The following is a 21,806-nucleotide window of genomic DNA, read 5'->3' as shown; positions in this document are numbered from 1 at the left end:
ATTAAGAAATGTACGGCTAAAATCATTATTTGATATCCTGATAACATTATACTAGAAGTATTTCCGACTTTTCCGCATCCCACATTAACCATGTGCTGCACAGCATAAGCAAAAAAATATGCATCCTATCAGGATGCATATTTTTGTATCTGGAAATAAAACTACTAATGCATGTGTACATTTATATAATAGTACTCAAGCCAAGTTCAATGTTGCTCTTATGCGGAAGAGATTCAGAACCTTCCACTACATAATAAGCAATAAAACTACCTACCTGCTCTGTAGTATAAGCTGAAGTTGAATTCAGTTCGGGAGTAAGCACTTTCTTATCCAGTGCATTTTGGACAGCCTCTTTTACTAAGTCAGCTTCTTTTTGCAGTTCAAAATGCTCCAACAGCATAGCGGCAGACAAGATGGTAGCAATAGGATTTGCAATATTTTTACCTTTCGCCTGCGGGAACGAACCATGTATAGGTTCAAATAAAGCCAGTTTGTCTCCTACAGAAGCAGAAGGCAACAGGCCTAAGGAACCAGCAATAACAGATGCTTCGTCAGAAATAATGTCTCCAAACATATTTTCAGTCAGGATAACATCAAATTGCTTGGGGTTTAGGATAACCTGCATAGCAGCATTGTCCACGAAAAGGTAATCAACAGCTACATCGCTGTATTCAGGAGATATTTCCTGTACAACTTCACGCCATAAACGGGAAGTCTCCAGCACATTGGCCTTATCAACCAAAGTAAGTTTCTTGCGTCTCGTTTGCGCTGCCTGAAAAGCTAGGTGCGTAACGCGTACAATTTCTTCTTTACTATAAGTACAATGGTCATAGGCACCATTCTCAGTACGGCCTTTGTCGCCAAAGTAAATACCGCCTGTCAGCTCCCGGAATATAAGCATATCCGCACCCTTTATACGATTATTTTTTAATGGAGAATGCTCCAGAAGCACATCGTATGCAGTTACTGGACGAATATTTGCATATAGTCCCAATGATTTTCTTAGGCGCAACAAGCCTTGTTCCGGACGTACTTTAGCAGCTGGATTGTTGTCATACTTAGGATCACCGATAGCACCTAAAAGTATGGCGTCTGCATTTAGACAGGCATCTAAAGTTTTTTCAGGAAGAGGATCTCCTGTCGCATCAATGGCACATGCACCCATTAGTTGAGTATCAAACTCAAACTGGTGTCCAAACCTTTCTGATACAGCCTCCAATACTTTTATGGCCTCTTTACAAACTTCCGGACCAATACCATCACCAGGTAAAACGGCTATTCTTTTCTTTAAAATGCCCATGCTCTATTTGTTTCGTATGCTTCAATAGCCTCTTTCTGGCTTACTAAAAAATCAATATCATCATACCCGTTTATCAGGCACTCTTTCTTGTAAGGGTCTATCTCAAAAGACACGCTTTCATCCCAGGAAGGAACATAAAACTCCTGCTTCGGTAAATCTACCACAAGTTCTGTCTGCGGGTCTTGTTCAATTTGCACGAAAAGCCTTTGCAGCATTTCATCCGACACCTGTAGCGGAAGCAAACCGTTGTTCAGCGCATTACCACGAAAAATATCAGCAAAGAAGCTAGATATTACTACTTTAAAACCTGCATCATATATAGCCCAGGCAGCATGCTCACGACTTGAACCACAGCCAAAATTTTTGCCAGCTACCAATATCTTTCCATTATAACGTGTATCGTTTAGGGCAAAATCCTCTATTGGGTTTCCATTGCTATCGTAACGCCAGTCTCTGAACAGATTCTCCCCAAAGCCTTCTCTGGATGTGGCTTTCAGAAAGCGGGCAGGTATAATCTGGTCTGTATCTATATTTTCAATCGGCAACGGAACTGCAGCCGTTCTTAAAACCTCAAATTTTTCCATTTAGCTAAGATATTGCGTTATATCCACAATCTTTCCTTCTACTGCGGTAATAGCTGCAACCAAAGGGCTAGCCAGCAAAGTTCTGGAACCAGGGCCCTGGCGGCCTTCAAAGTTTCTATTAGAGGTAGAAACACAGTAAGCTCCTGCCGGAATCTTGTCTTCGTTCATGGCTAAGCAGGCACTGCAACCTGGTTCCCGTAGTTCAAATCCTGCCTCTGCCAACACTATATCAATACCTTCCTCTCTGGCCTGAAGTTCTACATGTTTAGAGCCAGGTACAATAATAGCCTCCACATGCTGTGCTTTTTGTTTACCTCTTACATACTCCGCTACAATACGTAAATCTTCAATACGTGAATTGGTACAGCTACCGATAAATACGTAGTTAATTTCTTTGCCAAGCAGAGTTTCACCTGGGGCAAAGCCCATATATTTCAAGGATTTGTCAAAGCTTACTGCTTCGCTGCTTTGTACATTTACAGGAATGGCAGAGTTAATAGCGATACCCATTCCCGGGTTAGTACCATATGTAATCATTGGGGCTATGTCACTGGCATCAAAGAAGTATTCTGCCTCAAAAGGAGCTCCATCTTCTGAATAAAGTGTTTTCCAGTAAGCAACAGCCTGATCCCACTTCTCACCATGCGGAGCATTCTGGCGGCCTTTCAGGTAATTGAAGGTAGTATCGTCTGGAGCAATCATACCGCCACGGGCACCCATCTCAATGCTCATATTGCAAACAGTCATGCGGCCTTCCATGCTCAAAGAGCGCACAGCACTACCTGCGTACTCTACAAAGTACCCTGTAGCACCACCTGTACCAAGTTTAGAAATTACATAAAGGATAAGATCTTTGGCAGTAACACCTGCTTTAAGCTCTCCGTCCACCACAATGCGCATACGCTTCGGGCGGCTCAGCAGCAGACACTGCGAGGCCATTACCTGTGCCACTTGGCTTGTTCCTATACCAAAAGCAATAGCTCCAAAGGCACCGTGGGTTGAAGTATGGCTATCGCCACACACAATGGTCATACCTGGTTGTGTAATACCTAACTCAGGTCCTATCACATGCACAATGCCTTGGTTCTTGTGCCCGAGACCGAAAAGCTCTACGCCAAATTTGGCACAGTTTTCTGTAAGTTTATCCACCTGCATACGGGAAAGCGGTTCCGAAATAGGCAGGTGCTGATCTTTTGTAGGTACATTATGGTCTGCCGTAGCAACCATTTGTTCTTTTCTAAAAAGAGGCAGTTCTCGCGCTTGCAGCTCATCAAAGGCCTGCGGACTTGTTACCTCATGGATCAAATGTTTATCAATATAAAACACATCTAATCCTCCCGGGATTGTCTTTACAACGTGTGCATCCCAGATTTTATCAAATAATGACTTTGCCATATTAACTTGCAGCAACCAGGTTTTCTTGTTCCACTAATACATGCAGATCCTCGTCTACCACTTCTTTCTTGGTATCTGCCACCTGAAGGAAAGAAGCATAGGCTTTGTCCAGAGTTGTTTTGTCGAACTGGTAGCCGATTTTTTGCAGACGGAAAGCCAGGGCTGCTCGTCCTGAACGGGCAGTCAGCACAATAGAGGAATCATTTACCCCTACATCTTTAGGGTCAATGATTTCATATGTTTCTCTGTGTTTGATTACGCCGTCCTGATGAATGCCACTCGAATGAGAGAATGCATTAGCTCCTACAATGGCTTTGTTTGGCTGCACCGGCATGCGCATCATGTGCGAAACAATGGCCGAGGTTTCCGTCAGCAGTTTAGTATTTATGTTTGTTTGAAGGTTCAAATATGGGTGCTGGCGCAGAACCATTGCCACCTCTTCCAAGGCAGTGTTACCAGCTCTCTCTCCAACTCCGTTTATTGTACACTCTATCTGGCGGGCACCATTTATAGCACCGGCAATAGAATTAGCAGTAGCCATCCCTAAATCGTTATGGCAGTGTGTTGAAAGGGTAACGTTTTCTATGCCCTTTACATGCGTAGCTAAATATTTTATTTTAGCACCATACTCATCAGGTAAACAATAGCCTGTGGTGTCTGGAATGTTCAGCACTGTCGCACCTGCTTTTATAGCAGCCTCACAAACTCTCGCCAAGAACTCATTATCCGTTCGGCCGGCATCTTCTGCATAAAACTCTACATCCTCTACAAAAGACTTTGCAAGTTTTACAGCTGCAATCGCTCGCTCTATTACATTCTCCTGCGTAGTGCGGAGTTTGTACTTCACATGAAGTTCAGACGTGCCTATACCTGTATGTATTCTTGGAATTTTTGCACCTCTCAGAGCATCAGCTGCTACACGAATGTCATTTTCAACAGCACGGGTAAGTCCGCAAACTGTAGCATCTTTCGTTTGTAATGCAATTGCTCTAACCGCTTCGAAATCTCCCGGGCTTGATACAGGAAATCCGGCTTCTATCACATCAACGCCGAGTAGTTCGAGCTGCTTTGCTATAACAAGTTTTTCATCCATGTTTAACTTGCATCCAGGCACTTGCTCGCCATCTCGCAGTGTTGTGTCGAATATTTGTATTTTCTGAGCCGACATAGTAATTTGGTCTATTAAGCAGAAACAATTTTGAAATGTGATTACAATTTCGTCTGTTTGATCTTGCTACAAAAACATTTTTTGCACTTACCTACTATTTCTAAAAACATTTTAAATTAGCTATTTAATTGATATTCATACAAATAGCTGTTCATAAACTACAATGGCTAACGAAAGTATTGATCCTGTTTTTCAATTAGTTAAATCTTTAACACGCTCCGAAAAAAGACACTTCCGCTTGTTTGCCAACAGACAGGGGTCCAGCGAGGGATTAAAGTTTTTGCAGCTTTTTGATGAGATTGACCACCAGGATGTTTTTAATGAGGAAAAGATTCTGCAACAAGTACCTGCCATCAAGAAAGCCCAGTTAGCCAACTTAAAAGCAAATCTTTACAAGCACTTACTTGCCAGCCTTCGCTTGTACCATACAAACCAAAACATGGACATCCAGCTACACGAGCAGCTGGACTATGCCCGTGTGTTGTACAACAGAGGCTTTTATCAGCAAAGCCTGAAGATGTTGGAAAAAGTAAAGGTACTGGCCATGCAGTCGGAGATGCCGCATATTGCGTTAGAGGCCATTAATTTTGAAAAGAAAATTGAGTCGCAGTACATTACCAGGAGCCTGAGAGGAAGGGCGGAAAACCTTTCTGAAGAAGCAATAGACATTGCCACACGTGTTACTCTCATACATCAACTTTCTAATGTGGCTCTACGCTTGTATGGCTTATATTTAAAGGTAGGACTCGCCAGAAACCAGGAGGAATATGATTCTATCACAGACTTTTTTCAGAAAAGCTTACCTGCTGTAAACCTGCAAAAAGCAGGCTTTTTTGAGAAGCTGTACTATTACCAGTCGCATGTGTGGTATTATACCATCATACAAGATTTTAAGGCCTGTTACAGATATGCTCAAAAATGGGTGGATCTTTTTGAGCTGAACCCTGACATGAAAAATAAGCAGCCTATGCTTTACATAAAGGGCTTACATAACCTGCTGGCAACTTTGTATAACCTTTTGTATTACAGCAAATTTAAAGTTGTACTACAGCAATTAGAAGGTTTTGCGGCCTCAAAAGACAGACGCAGCAGCCCAAATACTGAAATGCTGCTGTTTCAGTACATATATACTAACAAGCTGAATGCCTTGTTTATGGAAGGACAGTTCGGCGAGGGCAAAAAGATTATTCCTGAAATACTTGATAAACTGCAGGAGTTTCAGAACCACCTGGACCCACACAGGGTATTGGTTTTCTATTTCAAAATTGCCAGCTTGTACTTTGGCAGCGGCGACAACTATAAAGCCATTGAATACCTGAACAAAATAATTCATTATAAGAACCAAAGTCTCAGAGAGGATATACAATGCTTTGCCCGTATACTGAACCTGATTGCCCATTACGAAGCCGGGGAAGATGAAGCCTTAGATTACCAGATCAGGTCAGTTTACCATTACCTGGGCAAAATGAATAATCAACAGCAGATGCAGATCGAGATATTCAGATTCCTGCGAAACTTAGGCAACATTGCTCCACATCAGCTGCGGGATGCCTTTATTAAGCTTAAGGAGAAACTGAATGAAATATCTCAAAACCCGCTCGAAAGAAGGCCTTTCCTGTATCTTGATATTATATCTTGGCTGGAAAGTAAAATAGAAAGCCTTCCGGTACAGGAAGTAATGGCGCGAAAGTTTAAGGATAAGAAATAAAGTATTCCTTTTAAAGTTATTCCTACCCTTCAACCCACTATTATTAGCCTTTTCCGTAGGTCATTATGAACAATAAAATAAGTGATGACAGAGATAAAAGGTAAAACAGCTTTGGTAACGGGTGCAAGTAAAGGCATCGGGAAAGCAATTGCTTTAGCCCTGGCAAAAGAGGGTGTGCATATTGGTGTAAACTACCATTCTGATGCAGGCAGTGCTGAAAACCTATGTAAGCAAATTGAAGGCTTAGGAGCTAAAGCTATTCCAATAAAAGCTGATGTATCTGATGCAGCATCCGTTTCGGTTATGGTTCAAGAGGTGGAGGAAAATCTTGGTCCTGTTGAAATTCTCGTTAATAATGCTGGCATAGCTCATAAGGACGAACTGGAAAATATTACGGAAGCAGACTGGGACAGAGTAATAGACACCAACTTGAAATCTGCATTTTTAGTAACACAGGCCTGTATAGGTACAATGAAGCAACAGCAATGGGGCAGGATTATAAATATATCCTCAGTAGCTGCTCAGACAGGTGGTGTAACTGGTCCTCTTTATGCGGCATCAAAGGCTGGTATGATTGGCCTTACCCATTCCTATGCTTTATTTTTGATAAATGATGGAATTACTGCAAACGCCATTACCCCTGCCCTTATAGAAACTGACATGGTAAAGGAGTTAAAAGCCTCCCCGGACAAAATACCAATGGGCAGGTTTGGCCAGCCAAATGAAGTTGCCGATGCCGTGATTATGTTGGTAAAAAATGCTTACATGACTGGGCAAACAGTCGGAGTTAATGGTGGCTTATACTTTAGTTAAACACAAGACAGCTTACATGGTAGCCACTGATACAGAAGTTTACTTCTGTATCAGTGGCTACCATATAAGCTTCAGCTGCTAAAAAAGCTACCAGTCAATGGGCTTTTTACCTTGCGATTTCAGGTAATCATTGGTCTTGCTAAAGTGTCGGCTACCGAAGAAACCACGATCTGCAGCAAAAGGTGACGGATGGGCAGCTTTCAGGACCAAGTGTTTGCTTACATCTATAAAAGCTCCTTTCTTTTGCGCGTAAGCTCCCCATAGTATAAAAACAACATGCTCCTTCAGGTCGTTCACCTTCTTTACCACAGCATCTGTAAACTCTTCCCATCCTTTCTTCTGGTGCGATCCTGCATTACCTGCACGTACAGTCAGGGTAGCATTTAACAACAGTACTCCCTGTTTAGCCCAACGCTCCAGGTTACCCGTAGGTGGCAGGTCTTTACCCAAATCATTCTTTATCTCTTTGAATATATTTAAAAGAGAGGGCGGTATACGGACTTCATCATTAACAGAAAAAGCCAGCCCGTTTGCCTGCTTGGGCCCATGGTATGGGTCCTGCCCCAGAATAACTACTTTAACCTGATCGAACGGGCACATTTCGAATGCATTAAAAATCTGCGTACCCGACGGGTAAACTTTTTGTGTAGTGTATTCGTCTTTAACAAAAGATACAAGATTTTTGAAATATGGCTTTTCAAATTCATCTTGTAGCACTTTTTGCCAGCTTTCTTCTATCTTTACAGTCATGAGTTTATAAGGTGGTGAATTAAGAAAAACAGTAAACCATTCTTACCGAAGCAACTGTTTTACTCTTGAATGATTCCTAAGTATACAAAAAACTCTGTAACATGGATACAAAAACAACAGAAGGTGTTAAAATTACGGTAACCACAAATTACCTTCCAGATTATTCTAGTCCGGTACAGCAGCACTATGTATTTGCCTATAAGATTAGTATAGAAAATAAAAGTGAGTTTACAGTTAAACTCCTGCGTCGCCACTGGTACATACACGATACTACCGGAGTTGTACGGGAAGTAGAAGGAGAAGGTGTGGTAGGTCAGCAACCTGTGCTGGAGCCTGGCGAGTCGCATGAGTATGTTTCGGGTTGTAACTTAAAAACTGGCATTGGTAAAATGCGCGGCACCTATCTAATGGAGCGTATGGTAGACGGAAAGCAGTTTTATGTTACCATTCCTGAGTTTGTGCTGATTGTACCTTATAAATTAAACTAGTTTAAGGTATAGCGTAGGAAGAAATAGATTCTTCAGGCATATAAGCAGCTCCTGAATATTTGTATAAAGATGGCTGAAACTATGCCATATATAGTTTTCGCTATACTTCAGCTCCCGTGCCTTAAATCTTTTGTCTTATGCGTACCACCAATTTAAATTAAGTGCTTCCACTACATTTTGCAGTAGATTACCTGTCATACAGGTTAAAGTCTTTTAAACTTCACGGTGTTCACTCTCCTTTCATCTTTAACCTCTATCGTAATGTTATCTTGCATGATGGAGACTATTATGCTTATTCTCAGATAGAGACTTTAAGGGAAAAGTTACTGCAGGACAACAGCGCTTTACAGATTACAGATTTAGGAGCAGGGTCCGTAACAGGTAATAGTGTTAATCGGAAAGTAAAAGAACTGGCACAAAACTCCGCAAAGCCACCAAAATATGCTCAGTTACTTTTCAGATTAGCTAACCACTTCCAGCCCCAGGTAGTTTTTGATTTAGGTACTTCCCTTGGCCTTACCACTTCTTATTTAGCTAAGGCTTGTAAAAAAGCCAGCATTTATTCCTTTGAGGGCTGCGCCAATATTTCAAGAGTAGCCAAAGATAATTTTAAGCAACTGAAGCTAAAAAACATCAGGCTTATAGAAGGGAATTTAGATACAACCCTGATGCAGCAGTTACAGAAAATAGAAAGACTGGACTTTGTTTTTTTTGATGGCAACCACCGTCACGAACCGACCATGTGCTATTTTAATGCTTGCCTTCAGAAAAAGCATGAACTTAGCGTCTTTGTAGTTGATGATATTTATTGGTCGAAAGAAATGAAGCAGGCGTGGCAGGAAATAAAAAAGCACCCGGAGGTGCTTCAGACAGTTGATCTTTTTTTTGTTGGCTTAGTTTTCTTCCGCCACCAACAGCCAAAAGAACATTTCATTTTAAAATTTTAACTTCAGAGCTAACTGTATTCCGTAATCGCCTCTGTTTCCCAACCATCATACTCACCGTTATACTGTTCTGCCATTTCTTTTAACTTTAAAGTAATTTCGTTTATAGTAACTTCATCCGCTTTATCTTCTTTATGAAGGACAAACTTATAAGGTTTACCAGGCTGATCTTCTATTTCTTCCTCTAGCCTCACGCTATAGCCTTCTCCCTTTGCAATAGCAGAAAAAGCTTCCCTATCTTCTTTTGTACTGAAGTATATCCAGTGTGTAATTGTTCTTGGAATAAAAGGCTGATCCCCCTGCTCTTCTAAATTTTTCAGTATACGGTTGTTATATATCTTCTGAAGGCTTTCCTCGTCCGGGTACAACAGGTCCTGGTAAATGTTCCACTCCTCGTCCGGCTGCATCTGATAAGCAATCCTGTACTGAGGGAATTCTGCAATAACGGCTTCCATGGTTTGCTCAAAAAGCAAAGTTTCACCAGTATAGAAATAAAAGCTACGCATACCATTGCTCAGCGTCTTTCCTACAAAAACAGCCTCTATTTTTGCCTCCAATGTACTAACAACAGCATCTTCGATCTCTTCCAGCATTTCCCATTCTTCGTTCCCAGGAAATCCATTTTCGGCAATAGTCTGCAAACCAACCACTATTTCCAGCAGTGTTGGTTTATCTGCTAAGGGGGCTACAGGAGCTATTCCTAAATCCACGCTCATAAAAGCAGGCATGTCCTCTATATAGCAGAAATAAACATCCCAGTCAGAAGTATAGCTGTTGTTGCTCACGTTTATAACTTAAAGTTTGAAGAAAGAGTAAGCAGAGAAGGTGTGCTTACTTTGCTTTTTGAAATACTTATAACTGCACACCTTCTGCATTTTTTTTAGCTAATTGCCTTTCGAATTCGGATAAGCTTTTGCATAAGCCCCTCCAACTGATCGAGTGGCAGCATGTTAGCTCCGTCAGATTTTGCAATATTAGGCTGTGGGTGCGTTTCAATAAACAAACCATCTGCTCCAACGGCTATGGCGGCTTTGGCTATTGTTTCAATTAAAGCAGGCCTGCCTCCGGTAACGCCAGAACTTTGGTTAGGTTGTTGCAGCGAGTGCGTTACGTCCATCACCACAGGTACTTTATTTGATTGCATTTCAGGTAAATTTCTGAAGTCAACGACCAAGTCTGAATAGCCAAAGCTGTTACCTCTATCTGTCAGAATCACCTTGTCGTTACCAGACTCCCGTACTTTGTCTACAGCAAAGCGCATGGCTTCACCAGACAAAAACTGTCCCTTTTTAATGTTTACAACCTTACCCGTGTTGGCAGCAGCTATCAGAAGGTCAGTCTGACGGCAAAGGAAAGCTGGAATCTGAAGCACATCGACATACTCTGCTGCCATAGCTGCTTCAGTAGTCTCATGAATATCAGTTACAGTAGGCACATCAAACGTTTCGCTTACTTTTCGCAGAATTCGCAATGCTTTTTCATCTCCAATGCCGGTAAAAGAATCGCGGCGTGAACGATTGGCTTTGCGGTATGACCCTTTAAAAATCCATGGAATCTGGAGCCGATCCGTTATATCTTTCAGTCGCTCTGCAATCTGAAGCGCCATCTCCTCCCCCTCTATGGCACAGGGGCCAGCCATCAGGAAGAAATTCCCGGAATCTGTATGCTTAAGTTTAGGTATTTCAAACATAATTCGTTTGACTTTTAAGTACAAAATAACATAGGCTCCAGTAAAAGCAATGAAACTTACTAAGCTACATTTCTATTAGAGAACTTTCTCTACTTTAAAATGAAATAAGTTATCATCTAAACAAAGGAGCAACAAATAAACAAATAATAGATCTTGCGCAAAGGTACATATTCCACACCTGTTGCGCTTATTTCTTTTAGAGAATATATGAACTGCATTCGCTCCTGAATGTATTAGCTAGAATATCTCCTAAAACCATTACAAATCAAAAAAACGCTTTACAAGCTTTTTCACAATCAGGAATTAGTAAGTGTTTCTTTTTGTTCTGCAACTGATCAAAATAAACTTTGATGAATGGTCGTTATAGCACCAACATTTAAACTTGTCTGGTTTGTCTGGTAACATGCTTGCCAGCAGGCTTCACTAAAAAAATTATTCATTAACTAATATTAAAAATCAAAATCTTATATTTGAAACTTACGTAATGGGTGTTTGCTTATATATTTAATATAGTATAAACACAATAGTAACACAAACAACAACTAAACACTTAATCTATGCCAACTAACACTCCTGAGAAGAGAAGTAACCGTAAGCTATTCATAATAGGCCTTTTAGTAGTCCTGTTAAGCATCAACGGCATTCTGATCTACATGAATTATCAGAAGAAAGAGAAAACAGAGGAGCAAGCCGAAATTATTCGAGTAAAGAATAGTGAGCTAGAAAACCAGATTAAAGTCTATGAGGCACTAAAAGCTGATTTTGAGCGCCAGAGCCAGGAGCTACAGTCTATGGGCCTGGAAAACGATTCACTGGAATCACAGATTGCTGCTATCACTTCTGACCTGAATGAGTTAAGAGGCTTCCGTAAGAGAAGCTATAGCTTAGCAGACCAGCGCCGTTTTCGTGACAGAGCTTCTGCTTTCGAGAAACAACTGAAAGAAAAGGATGCTGAGATTGCCCGTCTGAAGGAAGACAATGAAGTGTTGTACACAGAAAACACTACCCTTAAAAATACGCAGACACAACTTAGCGACAGCCTTACGACTTTTAAAACCGCAAACAGAAGCCTTTCGGATAAAGTACGTGTAGCATCCAGGTTAGAAGCTCAGAACCTAAGCGTAAATATTGTTAACCAACGTGGTAAGGAGAAAGACGACAAAGACAATGAGTTTAAGGCTAAACGTGTAGATAAGATTCGCGTGGCTTTTAAATTAGCTAAGAACGATGTGGCGACGAAAGAGCCTAAAACAGTTTACATGCGCTTAATAGAGCCAGATGGAGCTGCTCTCTATAATTTATCTACTGGTTCTGGTGCTTTCCAGGTCGATGGTGAAGATATTTTCTATACTGCTAAGCGTGACTTCGTTTTTGATAACACACAACAACAGTTAAGCTTTTCTTACGATAAAAATGCTGAATACAAAAAAGGAGAGCATACTGTAGAACTATATGCTGATGGATTTATGATCGGTAAAACAAGTTTTGTTCTTAAATAATAAGACTTTTAGCCAAAGTCTAGCCTCTGCAGTTACTGCAGGGGCTTTTTTATGCTTCATACTTTATGCTTATTGCTGCTCCACCTACGCCTGGCGAGCCTAACGTATGCCAGCGATCAAGATATTTCAGGGAAGTATTAACAAACCAACCATAGAACATAAAAAAGCCCCTGCCAATGGAGGGGCTTTAGTTCATCATTCACATGTAATAGCTTTAACAGAACGTTTAACTTTAATCAACAAGTACTCTCCTGTCCTGAATAACTTTAAAGTTTTCTACCATTTTTACAGACTCTGAAATATCCTCCGTGAAAATAGCTACAAAACAACCTGTATCTGCGTGCTCAAGGGCATAAGCAATCGCTCTCATTTCTTCTGGTATAACTTTTATGGCCTTATCCGGTGCCATATCTTCAATACCTTGTATAAGAGGAGTTGTTATTTCTTCAGCCGTTTTACCTCTTAAGTCAGTATCCAAACGTATGATAACTTCATCAAAAATTTCACCGGCAACTTTTCCTAACTCATAGAAGTCTTCCGGCCTTCTGTCTCCTACTCCTGCTATTATACCTATTTTCCTGGATACCTCCAGCCCTTCCATAAATCCACCAACAGCTTTCAAGCCTCCTACATTGTGTGCATAGTCTATAAGCACATCAAAGTTAGGAAACTTAAACAGATTCATACGGCCAGGCGTTTTAGTAGTAGATGGCACAAAAGTTCTAAGGGCCGTTTTGATATCTCCAATATCAAAGCGTGCAATATAACCCGCCAAAGTAGCAGCCAGTATGTTTTCGATGTTAAACTTGGCTTTGCCTCCAAAAGCAAGAGGCACGTCTGCCACTCTGTCCACTCTTATTTTATAACTATTCTTAAAAATGGAAATGTATCCATTTTCATATACAGCTGCCAAACCACCTTTAGCAATATGGCTGAGTATCCGGGGGTTGTTCTCATCCATACTAAAGAAAGCCACCTTACAGTCTACCTCTTCTGCCATTGCAAACACAAGTTCATCATCGGCATTAAGCACTGCATACCCTTCTTTGCAAACACTTTTAGGAATAACTGCTTTTACTTTCGCCAAATCCTCCAGCGTATGGATATCACGCAAGCCCAAGTGATCAGAGCTTACATTGGTAACTATGCCTATGTCGCATGTCTGGAAACCAAGGCCAGAGCGTAGAATACCTCCACGGGCACATTCCAGCACAGCAAAGTTCACAGTTGGGTCTTTTAAGACAAATTCTGTACTATATGAACCTGTTGTATCGCCTTTCTCCAGCATTTTGTCCTGCACGTAAATACCATCTGTTGTCGTATAACCAACCTGAAATCCTTTTGCCTTTACCATGTGTGCTATCAGGCGTGTCGTTGTGGTTTTACCATTGGTACCAGTTACTGCTATAATCGGAATACGGGCAGGTTTACCGTGCGGGAAAAGCATGTCTATAACAGGTTCTGCCACATTACGGGGTAACCCGTAGGTTGGTGCAATATGCATTCTGAAACCTGGTGCTGCATTAACTTCCAATACGGCCCCTCTTGTCTCATTAAGAGGTATGGCAATATCTGTTGTCATAATGTCAATGCCGCAAATATCCAAGCCGATAAGCCCTCCTATGCGTTCAGCCATTAATATATTATACGGGTCCACAAGATCGGTAACGTCTGTTGCCGTTCCTCCTGTACTTATGTTCGCAGTGCTTTTCAGGTAAAGCACCTCCCCTTTCGGAAGTACAGAATGGGAAGTAAGACCTTTCCCTTTCAGAATACTACGTGTTTGCTTATCAATGTTAATCCTGGTGAGCACTTTCTCATGTCCTATCCCTCGCCTGGGGTCTCTATTCTGAATATCAATAAGTTTTTTTATCGTTGATATCCCATCACCTACTACCATCGCTGGGGTGCGTTTGGCAGCCGCTACAAACTTACCATTTATGACAAGCAGCCTGAAATCAGAGCCTTCTATAAATTGTTCTACAATTACTCCTGCAGAAAATCGCTTTGCCTCAGCAAAGCCTCTTTGTGCTTCTTTCAGATTCTTGATGTTGATAGTGGCTCCTTTCCCATGGTTTCCATCCAGTGGTTTAATCACCAAAGGAAAACCCAGCCAGTTAACCGCTTTCTTTAGTTCATCGTGTGTATAGACAGTCGTGCCTTTAGGCACAGGCACGCCAGCTTCATTAAGCAGATTTTTAGTCGCATTTTTATCACCAGCAATCTCAACGGAAAAGCAAGCGGTGCTGCTGGTCATGGTAGCTTGAATGCGCTTCTGGTTTACGCCATATCCAAGCTGTATAAGTGAGTGACTGTTCAGACGGATATAAGGAATACCACGACTCACCGCCTCTGATACTATAGAATAGGTGCTTGGTCCAAAAAACTCATCTTCTCTGATCTGGTGCAGCCGGTTTATATCATCCTGTAGCTTATACTTCATACCTTTTACCAGAGCCTCTACTACTTTCAAGGCAGCATAAGCGGCATATTCACCTGCACGCTCCTCCTGATAACTAAAAACCACAACAACATTGCCCTCTTCGTAGGCTGGGTAGCTATGCCCATAGTTGCAGCCCATACCGGCTATTGTCTGTAGCTCCAGTGCCACATGTTGCACAACATTACCGAAACAAGTACCTGCTTTCACTTCTTTTAGAAAGCTTCCCTCCTCACCTTCTCCAAACCGATGGCTCTTCAGACCAGGCAGACTCTTTTGCAGTCTGTTAAAGAATTGTAGTATTTCACTTGTAAGGGTATCTTTTAAATCTTCCAGCGCCAGCTTAATTACTATAAGCTTGGGGTGTTGCACTGACCAATAATTAGGCCCGCGCATAACACGCAAATCTATGATCTTCATGGGTTACTATACTGCGTAAGCTTTGTTTGTTTTCTTCATCTTACAAGAGCTTTCATCTAAGGGTCTGTATTTACCAAACACTGAGCATAGCTCCATTGTTTTCCTACTAATCTTTGCTGTTATTCCTTTTAGTATGAAGATGTTATTCTTTGCTTTTTCTGTAATTGATTATTTAAAACTAGCTGTGCTAAAAAGATAGGTTAAGTTGTGCTTTTCAGGTTACCTAGATTACGGAAATCTGCTGTAAAAGATTAGGGATGTTAACAAAATAAGGTAAGGTTTATTGCGTACGAAAGCATACTGAAATCGGCGCTAAAACAGCATAAAAGAGGTACTGCAACCCTTGTAAGCTAAAAACAAAAAAGCTCATCAGAAATAAATTCTAATGAGCTTTTTAAGCCAGAGGTAACGAGCGGATTCGAACCGCTGTAGCAGCTTTTGCAGAGCTGAGCCTAGCCACTCGGCCACGTTACCGTGATTGGGAGTGCAAATATACACAGGAAAAGATATTAGTCAAACTATACTCACCTTTTTTTGAAAGAAACATCTGCCTTCTGCGTTGGAAGATATCTAATCGGAAAGGCACGACTCACACTAACAGCCTGTTACACCTTCCCTCCTCAGAAAAATTAGCTCCCAAATATTTCATTCAGCACCCCTGCCAGGCGAACACCACCTTTCTGCAGTTGCTCATTTAACGTCTCCAGATGATCGAAGTTATAACGATAGCTTAATTTCTCTCCTGACTCATCTATCTCATTATACAATTTTTCACTTATCTGGTAAGACTCAAATAACCACTGACTCACCGGCTGCTTCTGCCACGCTTTATTTTGCGATATAGCAACATGATTAAGGGCATCTGCATACTCTGTGTAACTTAGCTGTTGATGCTCTATCAATTGCTCGTCCCAAACTCTATGTAAGTTAGAGCGTTCATTAAACCACATTACGCTGATTCTGTTACCTCCTAAATCTTCGGCCCTACTAGCATGCATTGGTTGGTGCATATCTCCAACCATATGTATTACAAGCCGCAGATACTGTTGTTTTTTATCCTGGGGCAGATCCTTTTTCTTTAACTCTTTTATCAGAAAGTTAAGTTTGGTGTAGGCATCAGTAACTGTATCCTGCTGTAAATATGTTTGAAAGTTCTCTTGAGAAAGTCCCTCAGAAAAATTAATGTAGTGCCATGAGTTCAGGTAATCATAAGACGGATCTGACTTTATAAAGTCAGCCCAATTACTGGCTATTGCAATCGACTCTGTACCTAATATTTGCCTGATTTGCTTTCTTGCCCTAGGAGTTAAGTTCCTTTCTGCAATTTCTCCTACTATACGATGCCCCAATAAACCCCAGGCCATCGACTGGAAAGAAAGAGACAAACACAAACAAACAAGAAGTATCTTTGTTAAACCTTTAGCTGCCATTCTGATTATGTATGATGATAAACTATTCAGAAGCAAAGTTCTGAAATTTTTATGGAAAGAAGGTAAGTAACAAAAAATTTGCAGTTTGCTTTACATGGAAACTAATTGAATTAACAATAATCAGAATTTGCAAAGAGTGGATTTATATTAATAACAGAAGCCGCCTTAAGTCAATCTTAAATAGCTAAGGACAGTATTCAAAGTATTAAACTTTTATATTCAAGAGTTGCTTTAAGCATGCCACGTTAACTTATTCGCTATTTAAGCGATCCGTTTAATAAACTTCTGGATTAACGATATTAGGTAATCTTTCGCCTTTCAAGCCACAGATAATATTTTCAGCAGCCAGCCTGGCCATTGCATTTCTGGCTTCTACCGTTGCCGAACCTATATGCGGCAAAACTGCTACATTAGGCATAAAGAGCAATGGGTTATCAGGTTTCATTGGTTCAGGGTTGGTCACATCTAAGCCTGCTCCCCAAATAATTCCGTCTTGCAATGCCTTTATCAAATCCTGTTCCTGATGAATTTGACCTCGTGCAGTATTTATAAATATTGCGGAGGGTTTCATCTTTTTAAAAGCAGCTAAATCGAAAACACCTTTTGTCTCGGCAGTTAATGAACAATGCACCGAAAGCACGTCACTTCGCTGAAGAAGTTCTGCAAAACTTACTTTTGTTGCCTGCAGCTCTTCCTCAGCTACCATGTTAGCAGCACGATTACAATAAAGGATGTTCATATTATAGGCCCCTTTACAACGCTTTGCCATCTCCTGGCCAATCCGACCTAACCCTAGAATTCCTAACGTTTTATTCTTAAGCTCAATGCCTAAATTAGCTTTTGTAGACCTGTTAGAGTTCCACGCACCGTTTATAATCTGCTTGTGCATGTAAAAGGCTTTTCTGGAAACGGCAAGCATCAATATAAAAGCAATATCAGTAGTAGCATCGCTTAGTACATTGGGTGTGTTTGCAACCGGAATAGTGCTTTGTACAGCAGCTTCCACATCTATATGATCGTATCCAACAGAATAAAGAGCGATTACCTTTAGGTGTCTGCATTCTTTCAGAAAATTTGCATCAAGTCTATTCGGCCCGACGCTGAGCAAGGCACTATGTTGCTTTGTGATCTCGATTAATTCCTGCTGCATTAGTGGCCTATCCTGGTCCCATATTGTAACATCAATTCCCTGATCCTGCATCAAATGTATTCCTATATCAGGTATTGGTTTAGTAACAAAAACTTTCATGATGTTTGTTATTTACGGATCCGCTCTAATGGTTTCTAATAAAACATGTAAAAACTATGAAGGCTTAAGCTTGTAATAACTTAAATTATAAAACAGGTAAAGTAACAGCTAACACGACGCTGGCAAGTACAAAAAAAGCCCTGGATTTCTCCAGGGCCTCTTCTATTATATAACAAGCTTAAGCTAACTAAGCATTGTTTTCTTCTTCAGAAGCATCGTCGTCGTTAGAGTCTTTTGCTTTTTTAGCAGCAGCAGCCTCTAACTTTTTAACACCAGCTTCTTTTTCATTCTCCATCATTTGCTCTTTCAACGCAGATAGAGCATCCAGGTCACCAAGAGTTGAACGGTCAGCCTCTTTTTGAACTTTAGGAGCTTTAGGAGCTTTTGTCTCACCAGCAGCAGGTGTCGCTTTCTTAGTAGCTTTTGCTACTCTTGCAGCATCTGCGCTCTCAGTGTGAGTAGCAGTATGAGAAAGAATAATTTTGCGGTCTTCTTTAGAGAATTCAGCTACTTTGAAGTCAATGCTTTCGCCAACTTCAACCTGAGAACCGTCTTCTTTAGTTAAACCTTTAGGGAAAGCAAAACCTTCGATACCATAAGGAAGTTCCAGTACAGCACCTCTGTCAGATTTCTCAAGAACAGTAGCTTTGTGTACAGAACCAATGTTGAACACAGTTTCAAAAGTATCCCAAGGGTTCTCTTCCAGTTGTTTATGACCTAAAGCAAGTCTTCTGTTAGGAACATCCAGCTCAAGAACAATCACATCCAGGTTATCACCAACTTTAACGAACTCAGATGGGTGCTTAATTTTCTTAGTCCAGCTCAAGTCAGATACGTGTACAAGGCCGTCTACGCCTTCTTCCAATTCTAAGAACAGACCGAAGTTAGTCAGGTTTCGAACTACGCCAGTGTGCTTCGTGCCTACTGCATACTTCGTTAACACATCTTCTTTAGTCCAAGGATCTTCAGTAAGCTGCTTAATACCAAGAGACATTTTACGCTCTTCTCTATCAAGAGTCAACACAACTGCCTCAACCTCATCGCCTTGTTTGATGAAGTCTTGTGGGTTACGCAGGTGCTGAGACCATGACATTTCAGAAACGTGGATCAGACCTTCAACTCCTGGCATTAATTCCAGGAATGCGCCGTAATCAGCCACGTTAACGATTTTACCTTGTACTCTTGAACCAACCTCAACCTCAGCAGGAAGTGCATCCCAAGGGTGCGGCGTAAGCTGCTTCATACCAAGAGAGATACGTTTCTTGTCTTCGTCGAAGTCAAGAACTACCACATTCAGTTTCTGGTCAAGGTTCAATACTTCTTCTGGGTGGTTAATACGTCCCCAAGAGATATCTGTAATGTGAAGCAGACCATCTACGCCACCAAGGTCGATGAACACACCAAAGTTTGTCATGTTCTTGATAACGCCTTCCAATACCTGACCTTTTTCCAGGTTGTTCAGGATAGCGGCACGCTGCTGCTCCAGATCTTTCTCGATCAGTACTTTGTGAGAAACAACTACGTTGTCGAAAGCGGCATTGATTTTCACAACTTTCACTTCCATTTTCTTACCAACAAATACGTCGAAGTCACGAATTGGCTTCACGTCAATTTGAGAGCCAGGCAAGAAGGCTTCAACGCCATACAGGTCCATGATAAGACCACCTTTAGTTCTTCTCTTAACAACACCCTCCAGAACGTTGTCGTTCTCAAGCGCATCGTAAATTTTAGCCCAGGCAGAAACGATTTTAGCTTTCTTGCGAGACAAGATAAGCTGACCGTTTGGATCTTCCTGGTCTTCAATAAATACTTCAACCTGATCACCTGGTTTCAGATCAGGAAGGTCTCTGAATTCTGAAACTGGCACCAAGCCATCAGATTTGAAACCGATGTTAAGAATCACGTCACGATCAGTGATACCAACAACAGTTCCAGTAACAACCTCCTGCTCCTGTACAGTAGTCAGGGTGTCGTCGTACATTTGTTCCATTTCGGCTTTCTCAGATTTGCTGTAACCAGCGCCGAAACCTTGAGACTCAAACTTGTCCCAATCAAAATTATCTGGAGAATTACTCATATAAATAATTTGCTCTGATGTAGCCACCGGTTTAGAGCAATAGACCGGTTTGGTTTAATTTTACATTTCCCGATAAACCAGGATCATTCACCCGAATGAAATGCAAAAGTAACAAAATTTGTAACAATAGCCAACTGTGACACTAGTTGACATATAAAATTTAGTAAACTGATTTTGAGAAGTATAGCTAAACAAAACCGACACCAATTGAGGCTCTATCAAAGATTTTCAAAAGTGTTAGTAGTTTTTGAATAGTTAATTAACAGATACAGCAATGTTTTAACACTTTAATTACTTAAATCCTGCATTTCTGAAATCCTAATTCAAAAAGTAGCCCTTAAACTAATACTTACACAAGTATACATCAACAATCTTTATATCATATATTTAACAATTTTAAATTATAATAATCAACAGCAGTAAGTATTAATTTTCTATTCCTAGATAAATGCGCCAGTCGTGGTTATGGTTATCCAGGTGAAGTTGCAGAAAAGACTGAAGAGATGGTTTGACAGGCTTCTGCTGTAGTTTAAGACCTGCCTCTTCCGGAGTACGATCGCCTTTTCGCGTATTACAGCGAGAACAGGCAGTTACTAAATTTAACCAGTTAGTCGCCCCTCCCCGTGAGCGTGGCAGCAGGTGATCAAGCGTAAGGTTCTTCATAGAACCACAATACTGGCAAACATAACTGTCGCGCCGCATGATATTGTGCCTGCTTAGGGAAATGCCATAGTACGGCACCTTTACATATCGCTGCAAACGGATAACAGACGGAACAGGAAAAGAATGGCTAATGGAGTGCAAAAAAGCACCTTCTGCTTTAGAAACAAGCTCTGCCTTCTGAAGATAAACAAGCAGAAACGCTTTTTGAATAGTACAGACAGCAATAGCACTATAGTCTTGGTTGAGGATTAGGGCTTTATCTCTCATGGCTAAACACTAAAGGTATGCTTAGCTTTTACGAAAATATAAGCTATAGTATATAGTAAAACCCTGAGAAATAAGAAAAAAGACTAAAGGATACGCTTAATGCTGCGTAAGTTATGAGAGTAGCGTTTGAAATCTGTCCGGTAAATACCATTATGGTCTAAAGTATCAATGCGAACCTCTCCGCTGGCATGCATAATCTTCTGATCTTCGAGCAAAAGCCCGACATGAATAATGCGTCCATCACTATTAGAGAAATAAGCCAAATCTCCAGGTTGAGTCTGGTTAACGAAATAAACCTCTTTACCATGAGCTATCTGCTGACTTGCATCACGAGGTAATTGGTAGCCACAAATGCCGTAAACCTGTTGTACAAAACCAGAGCAATCAATCCCGAATATTGATTTCCCCCCCCATAGATAAGGAGCCTTCAGGAAATTAGCTGCTACCTTTAAAAGCTCATCTATATCATTATACAATTCTATAGTTGAACACTTTCCGCTATAACTATAGAACTTATCATTCACCCTGATTTCAGTTCCATTATAAAAGGGAAGGTAACAGCCAATACCAACTGGAATTCTATAGTCTTTACCATTCACAAATTGAACAAGGTCCATTACCCTCGGATGCTTTGCAGTCATCCACTCCTGATAATACTGAACTGAAACCGGCGTGTGCTGCTTAAAGTCAATCCATCCACTGTACCCATCTGTTGCCAACTGAATCTTATACCAGTTATCCTGCTTGCAAATGACTTCATAACACTCGCCGAAAAGCATTTGAGATACAATTTCAGCTTTGTCTGAGGTTTCGGCACGCATAGGCACCAAGCTAAGCATACAAATTCCGTAGTCCACTCTTTTTTAATTTTGAATTAGAATTATGAAAGGGCGCAATTCCAATAGTCCCCTCTAAGTTGGC

18 protein-coding genes and 1 tRNA gene are annotated in these 21,806 nt (G+C 41.0%); 5 read left to right on the top strand and 14 right to left on the bottom strand.

The genetic code is table 11. The features are described from left to right. Positions 1-181: 181 nt before the first annotated feature. The 4 genes from leuB to LN995_RS01900 are packed head-to-tail and all read right to left on the bottom strand — an operon-like array spanning position 182 to position 4,447. On the bottom strand, positions 182-1,300 hold the full coding sequence (leuB, locus tag LN995_RS01915) for a 3-isopropylmalate dehydrogenase (protein ID WP_229957862.1): 1,119 nt from the start codon (positions 1,298-1,300) through the stop codon (positions 182-184). Further along, on the bottom strand, positions 1,288-1,884 hold the full coding sequence (leuD, locus tag LN995_RS01910) for a 3-isopropylmalate dehydratase small subunit (protein ID WP_229957860.1): 597 nt from the start codon (positions 1,882-1,884) through the stop codon (positions 1,288-1,290). Before leuD ends, leuB begins: the two co-directional genes overlap by 13 nt. Beyond that, the gene (leuC, locus tag LN995_RS01905) at positions 1,885-3,279 is read right to left on the bottom strand and encodes a 3-isopropylmalate dehydratase large subunit (protein WP_229957858.1); all 1,395 of its coding nucleotides are present in this window, start codon (positions 3,277-3,279) and stop codon (positions 1,885-1,887) included. A 1-nt stretch (position 3,280) separates the two neighbouring features. Next, entirely contained in the window at positions 3,281-4,447 is a 1,167-nt protein-coding gene (locus tag LN995_RS01900) for a 2-isopropylmalate synthase (protein WP_229957856.1), read from the bottom strand. A gap of 163 nt (positions 4,448-4,610) precedes the next feature. On the opposite strand from LN995_RS01900, the gene LN995_RS01895 reads away from it, so the two are divergent. Both LN995_RS01895 and LN995_RS01890 read left to right on the top strand, forming a co-directional pair. Then, on the top strand, positions 4,611-6,155 hold the full coding sequence (locus tag LN995_RS01895; protein ID WP_229957854.1) for a hypothetical protein: 1,545 nt from the start codon (positions 4,611-4,613) through the stop codon (positions 6,153-6,155). Positions 6,156-6,239: 84 nt separating this feature from the next. Then, entirely contained in the window at positions 6,240-6,968 is a 729-nt protein-coding gene (locus LN995_RS01890; protein ID WP_229957852.1) for an SDR family NAD(P)-dependent oxidoreductase, read from the top strand. Between the two features lie 87 nt (positions 6,969-7,055). Here LN995_RS01890 and ung read toward each other — a convergent pair whose 3' ends face one another. Continuing rightward, on the bottom strand, positions 7,056-7,718 hold the full coding sequence (ung, locus tag LN995_RS01885; protein WP_229957850.1) for a uracil-DNA glycosylase: 663 nt from the start codon (positions 7,716-7,718) through the stop codon (positions 7,056-7,058). A 101-nt stretch (positions 7,719-7,819) separates the two neighbouring features. On the opposite strand from ung, the gene apaG reads away from it, so the two are divergent. Together apaG and LN995_RS01875 are read left to right on the top strand one after the other, a co-directional pair. Next, on the top strand, positions 7,820-8,206 hold the full coding sequence (gene apaG, locus LN995_RS01880; protein WP_229957848.1) for a Co2+/Mg2+ efflux protein ApaG: 387 nt from the start codon (positions 7,820-7,822) through the stop codon (positions 8,204-8,206). Between the two features lie 161 nt (positions 8,207-8,367). Beyond that, positions 8,368-9,153 carry an O-methyltransferase gene (locus LN995_RS01875; RefSeq protein WP_229957846.1) on the top strand — a complete coding sequence of 262 codons (786 nt, stop codon included), beginning with the start codon at positions 8,368-8,370 and terminating at the stop codon, positions 9,151-9,153. An 8-nt stretch (positions 9,154-9,161) separates the two neighbouring features. Here LN995_RS01875 and LN995_RS21990 read toward each other — a convergent pair whose 3' ends face one another. Together LN995_RS21990 and kdsA are read right to left on the bottom strand one after the other, a co-directional pair. Beyond that, positions 9,162-9,935, bottom strand: a complete 774-nt coding sequence (locus LN995_RS21990) for a DUF695 domain-containing protein (RefSeq protein ID WP_229957845.1) — start codon at positions 9,933-9,935, stop codon at positions 9,162-9,164. Positions 9,936-10,030: 95 nt separating this feature from the next. Next, positions 10,031-10,840 (bottom strand): 3-deoxy-8-phosphooctulonate synthase, encoded by an 810-nt coding sequence (kdsA, locus tag LN995_RS01865; RefSeq protein WP_229957843.1) that lies wholly within the window; start codon positions 10,838-10,840, stop codon positions 10,031-10,033. A gap of 557 nt (positions 10,841-11,397) precedes the next feature. Here kdsA and LN995_RS01860 point away from each other — a divergent pair. Continuing rightward, positions 11,398-12,339 carry a hypothetical protein gene (locus LN995_RS01860; RefSeq protein WP_229957841.1) on the top strand — a complete coding sequence of 314 codons (942 nt, stop codon included), beginning with the start codon at positions 11,398-11,400 and terminating at the stop codon, positions 12,337-12,339. Positions 12,340-12,571: 232 nt separating this feature from the next. Here LN995_RS01860 and cphA read toward each other — a convergent pair whose 3' ends face one another. From cphA to LN995_RS01825, 7 genes are all read right to left on the bottom strand, one after another. Next, the gene (cphA, locus tag LN995_RS01855; RefSeq protein ID WP_229957839.1) at positions 12,572-15,199 is read right to left on the bottom strand and encodes a cyanophycin synthetase; all 2,628 of its coding nucleotides are present in this window, start codon (positions 15,197-15,199) and stop codon (positions 12,572-12,574) included. A gap of 403 nt (positions 15,200-15,602) precedes the next feature. Further along, positions 15,603-15,673 (bottom strand) — tRNA-Cys (locus tag LN995_RS01850). Between the two features lie 155 nt (positions 15,674-15,828). Next, positions 15,829-16,629, bottom strand: coding sequence for a S1/P1 nuclease (locus LN995_RS01845; protein ID WP_229957837.1), 801 nt, complete (start codon positions 16,627-16,629; stop codon positions 15,829-15,831). Between the two features lie 274 nt (positions 16,630-16,903). Then, positions 16,904-17,878: a 2-hydroxyacid dehydrogenase gene (locus LN995_RS01840; RefSeq protein WP_229957834.1), complete on the bottom strand. Its 975-nt coding sequence runs from the start codon at positions 17,876-17,878 to the stop codon at positions 16,904-16,906. A gap of 187 nt (positions 17,879-18,065) precedes the next feature. Further along, positions 18,066-19,955: a 30S ribosomal protein S1 gene (rpsA, locus tag LN995_RS01835; protein WP_229957832.1), complete on the bottom strand. Its 1,890-nt coding sequence runs from the start codon at positions 19,953-19,955 to the stop codon at positions 18,066-18,068. A 426-nt stretch (positions 19,956-20,381) separates the two neighbouring features. Continuing rightward, entirely contained in the window at positions 20,382-20,885 is a 504-nt protein-coding gene (locus LN995_RS01830) for an HNH endonuclease (RefSeq protein WP_229957830.1), read from the bottom strand. Positions 20,886-20,968: 83 nt separating this feature from the next. Then, positions 20,969-21,742, bottom strand: a complete 774-nt coding sequence (locus tag LN995_RS01825; protein ID WP_229957828.1) for a C40 family peptidase — start codon at positions 21,740-21,742, stop codon at positions 20,969-20,971. Between the last annotated feature and the right edge of the window lie 64 nt (positions 21,743-21,806).

It is taken from the genome of Pontibacter silvestris, assembly GCF_020907275.1.
In the GTDB taxonomy this organism is placed as follows: Bacteria; Bacteroidota; Bacteroidia; order Cytophagales; family Hymenobacteraceae; genus Pontibacter; species Pontibacter silvestris.
This window is presented reverse-complemented; position numbering and strand designations above follow the sequence as displayed.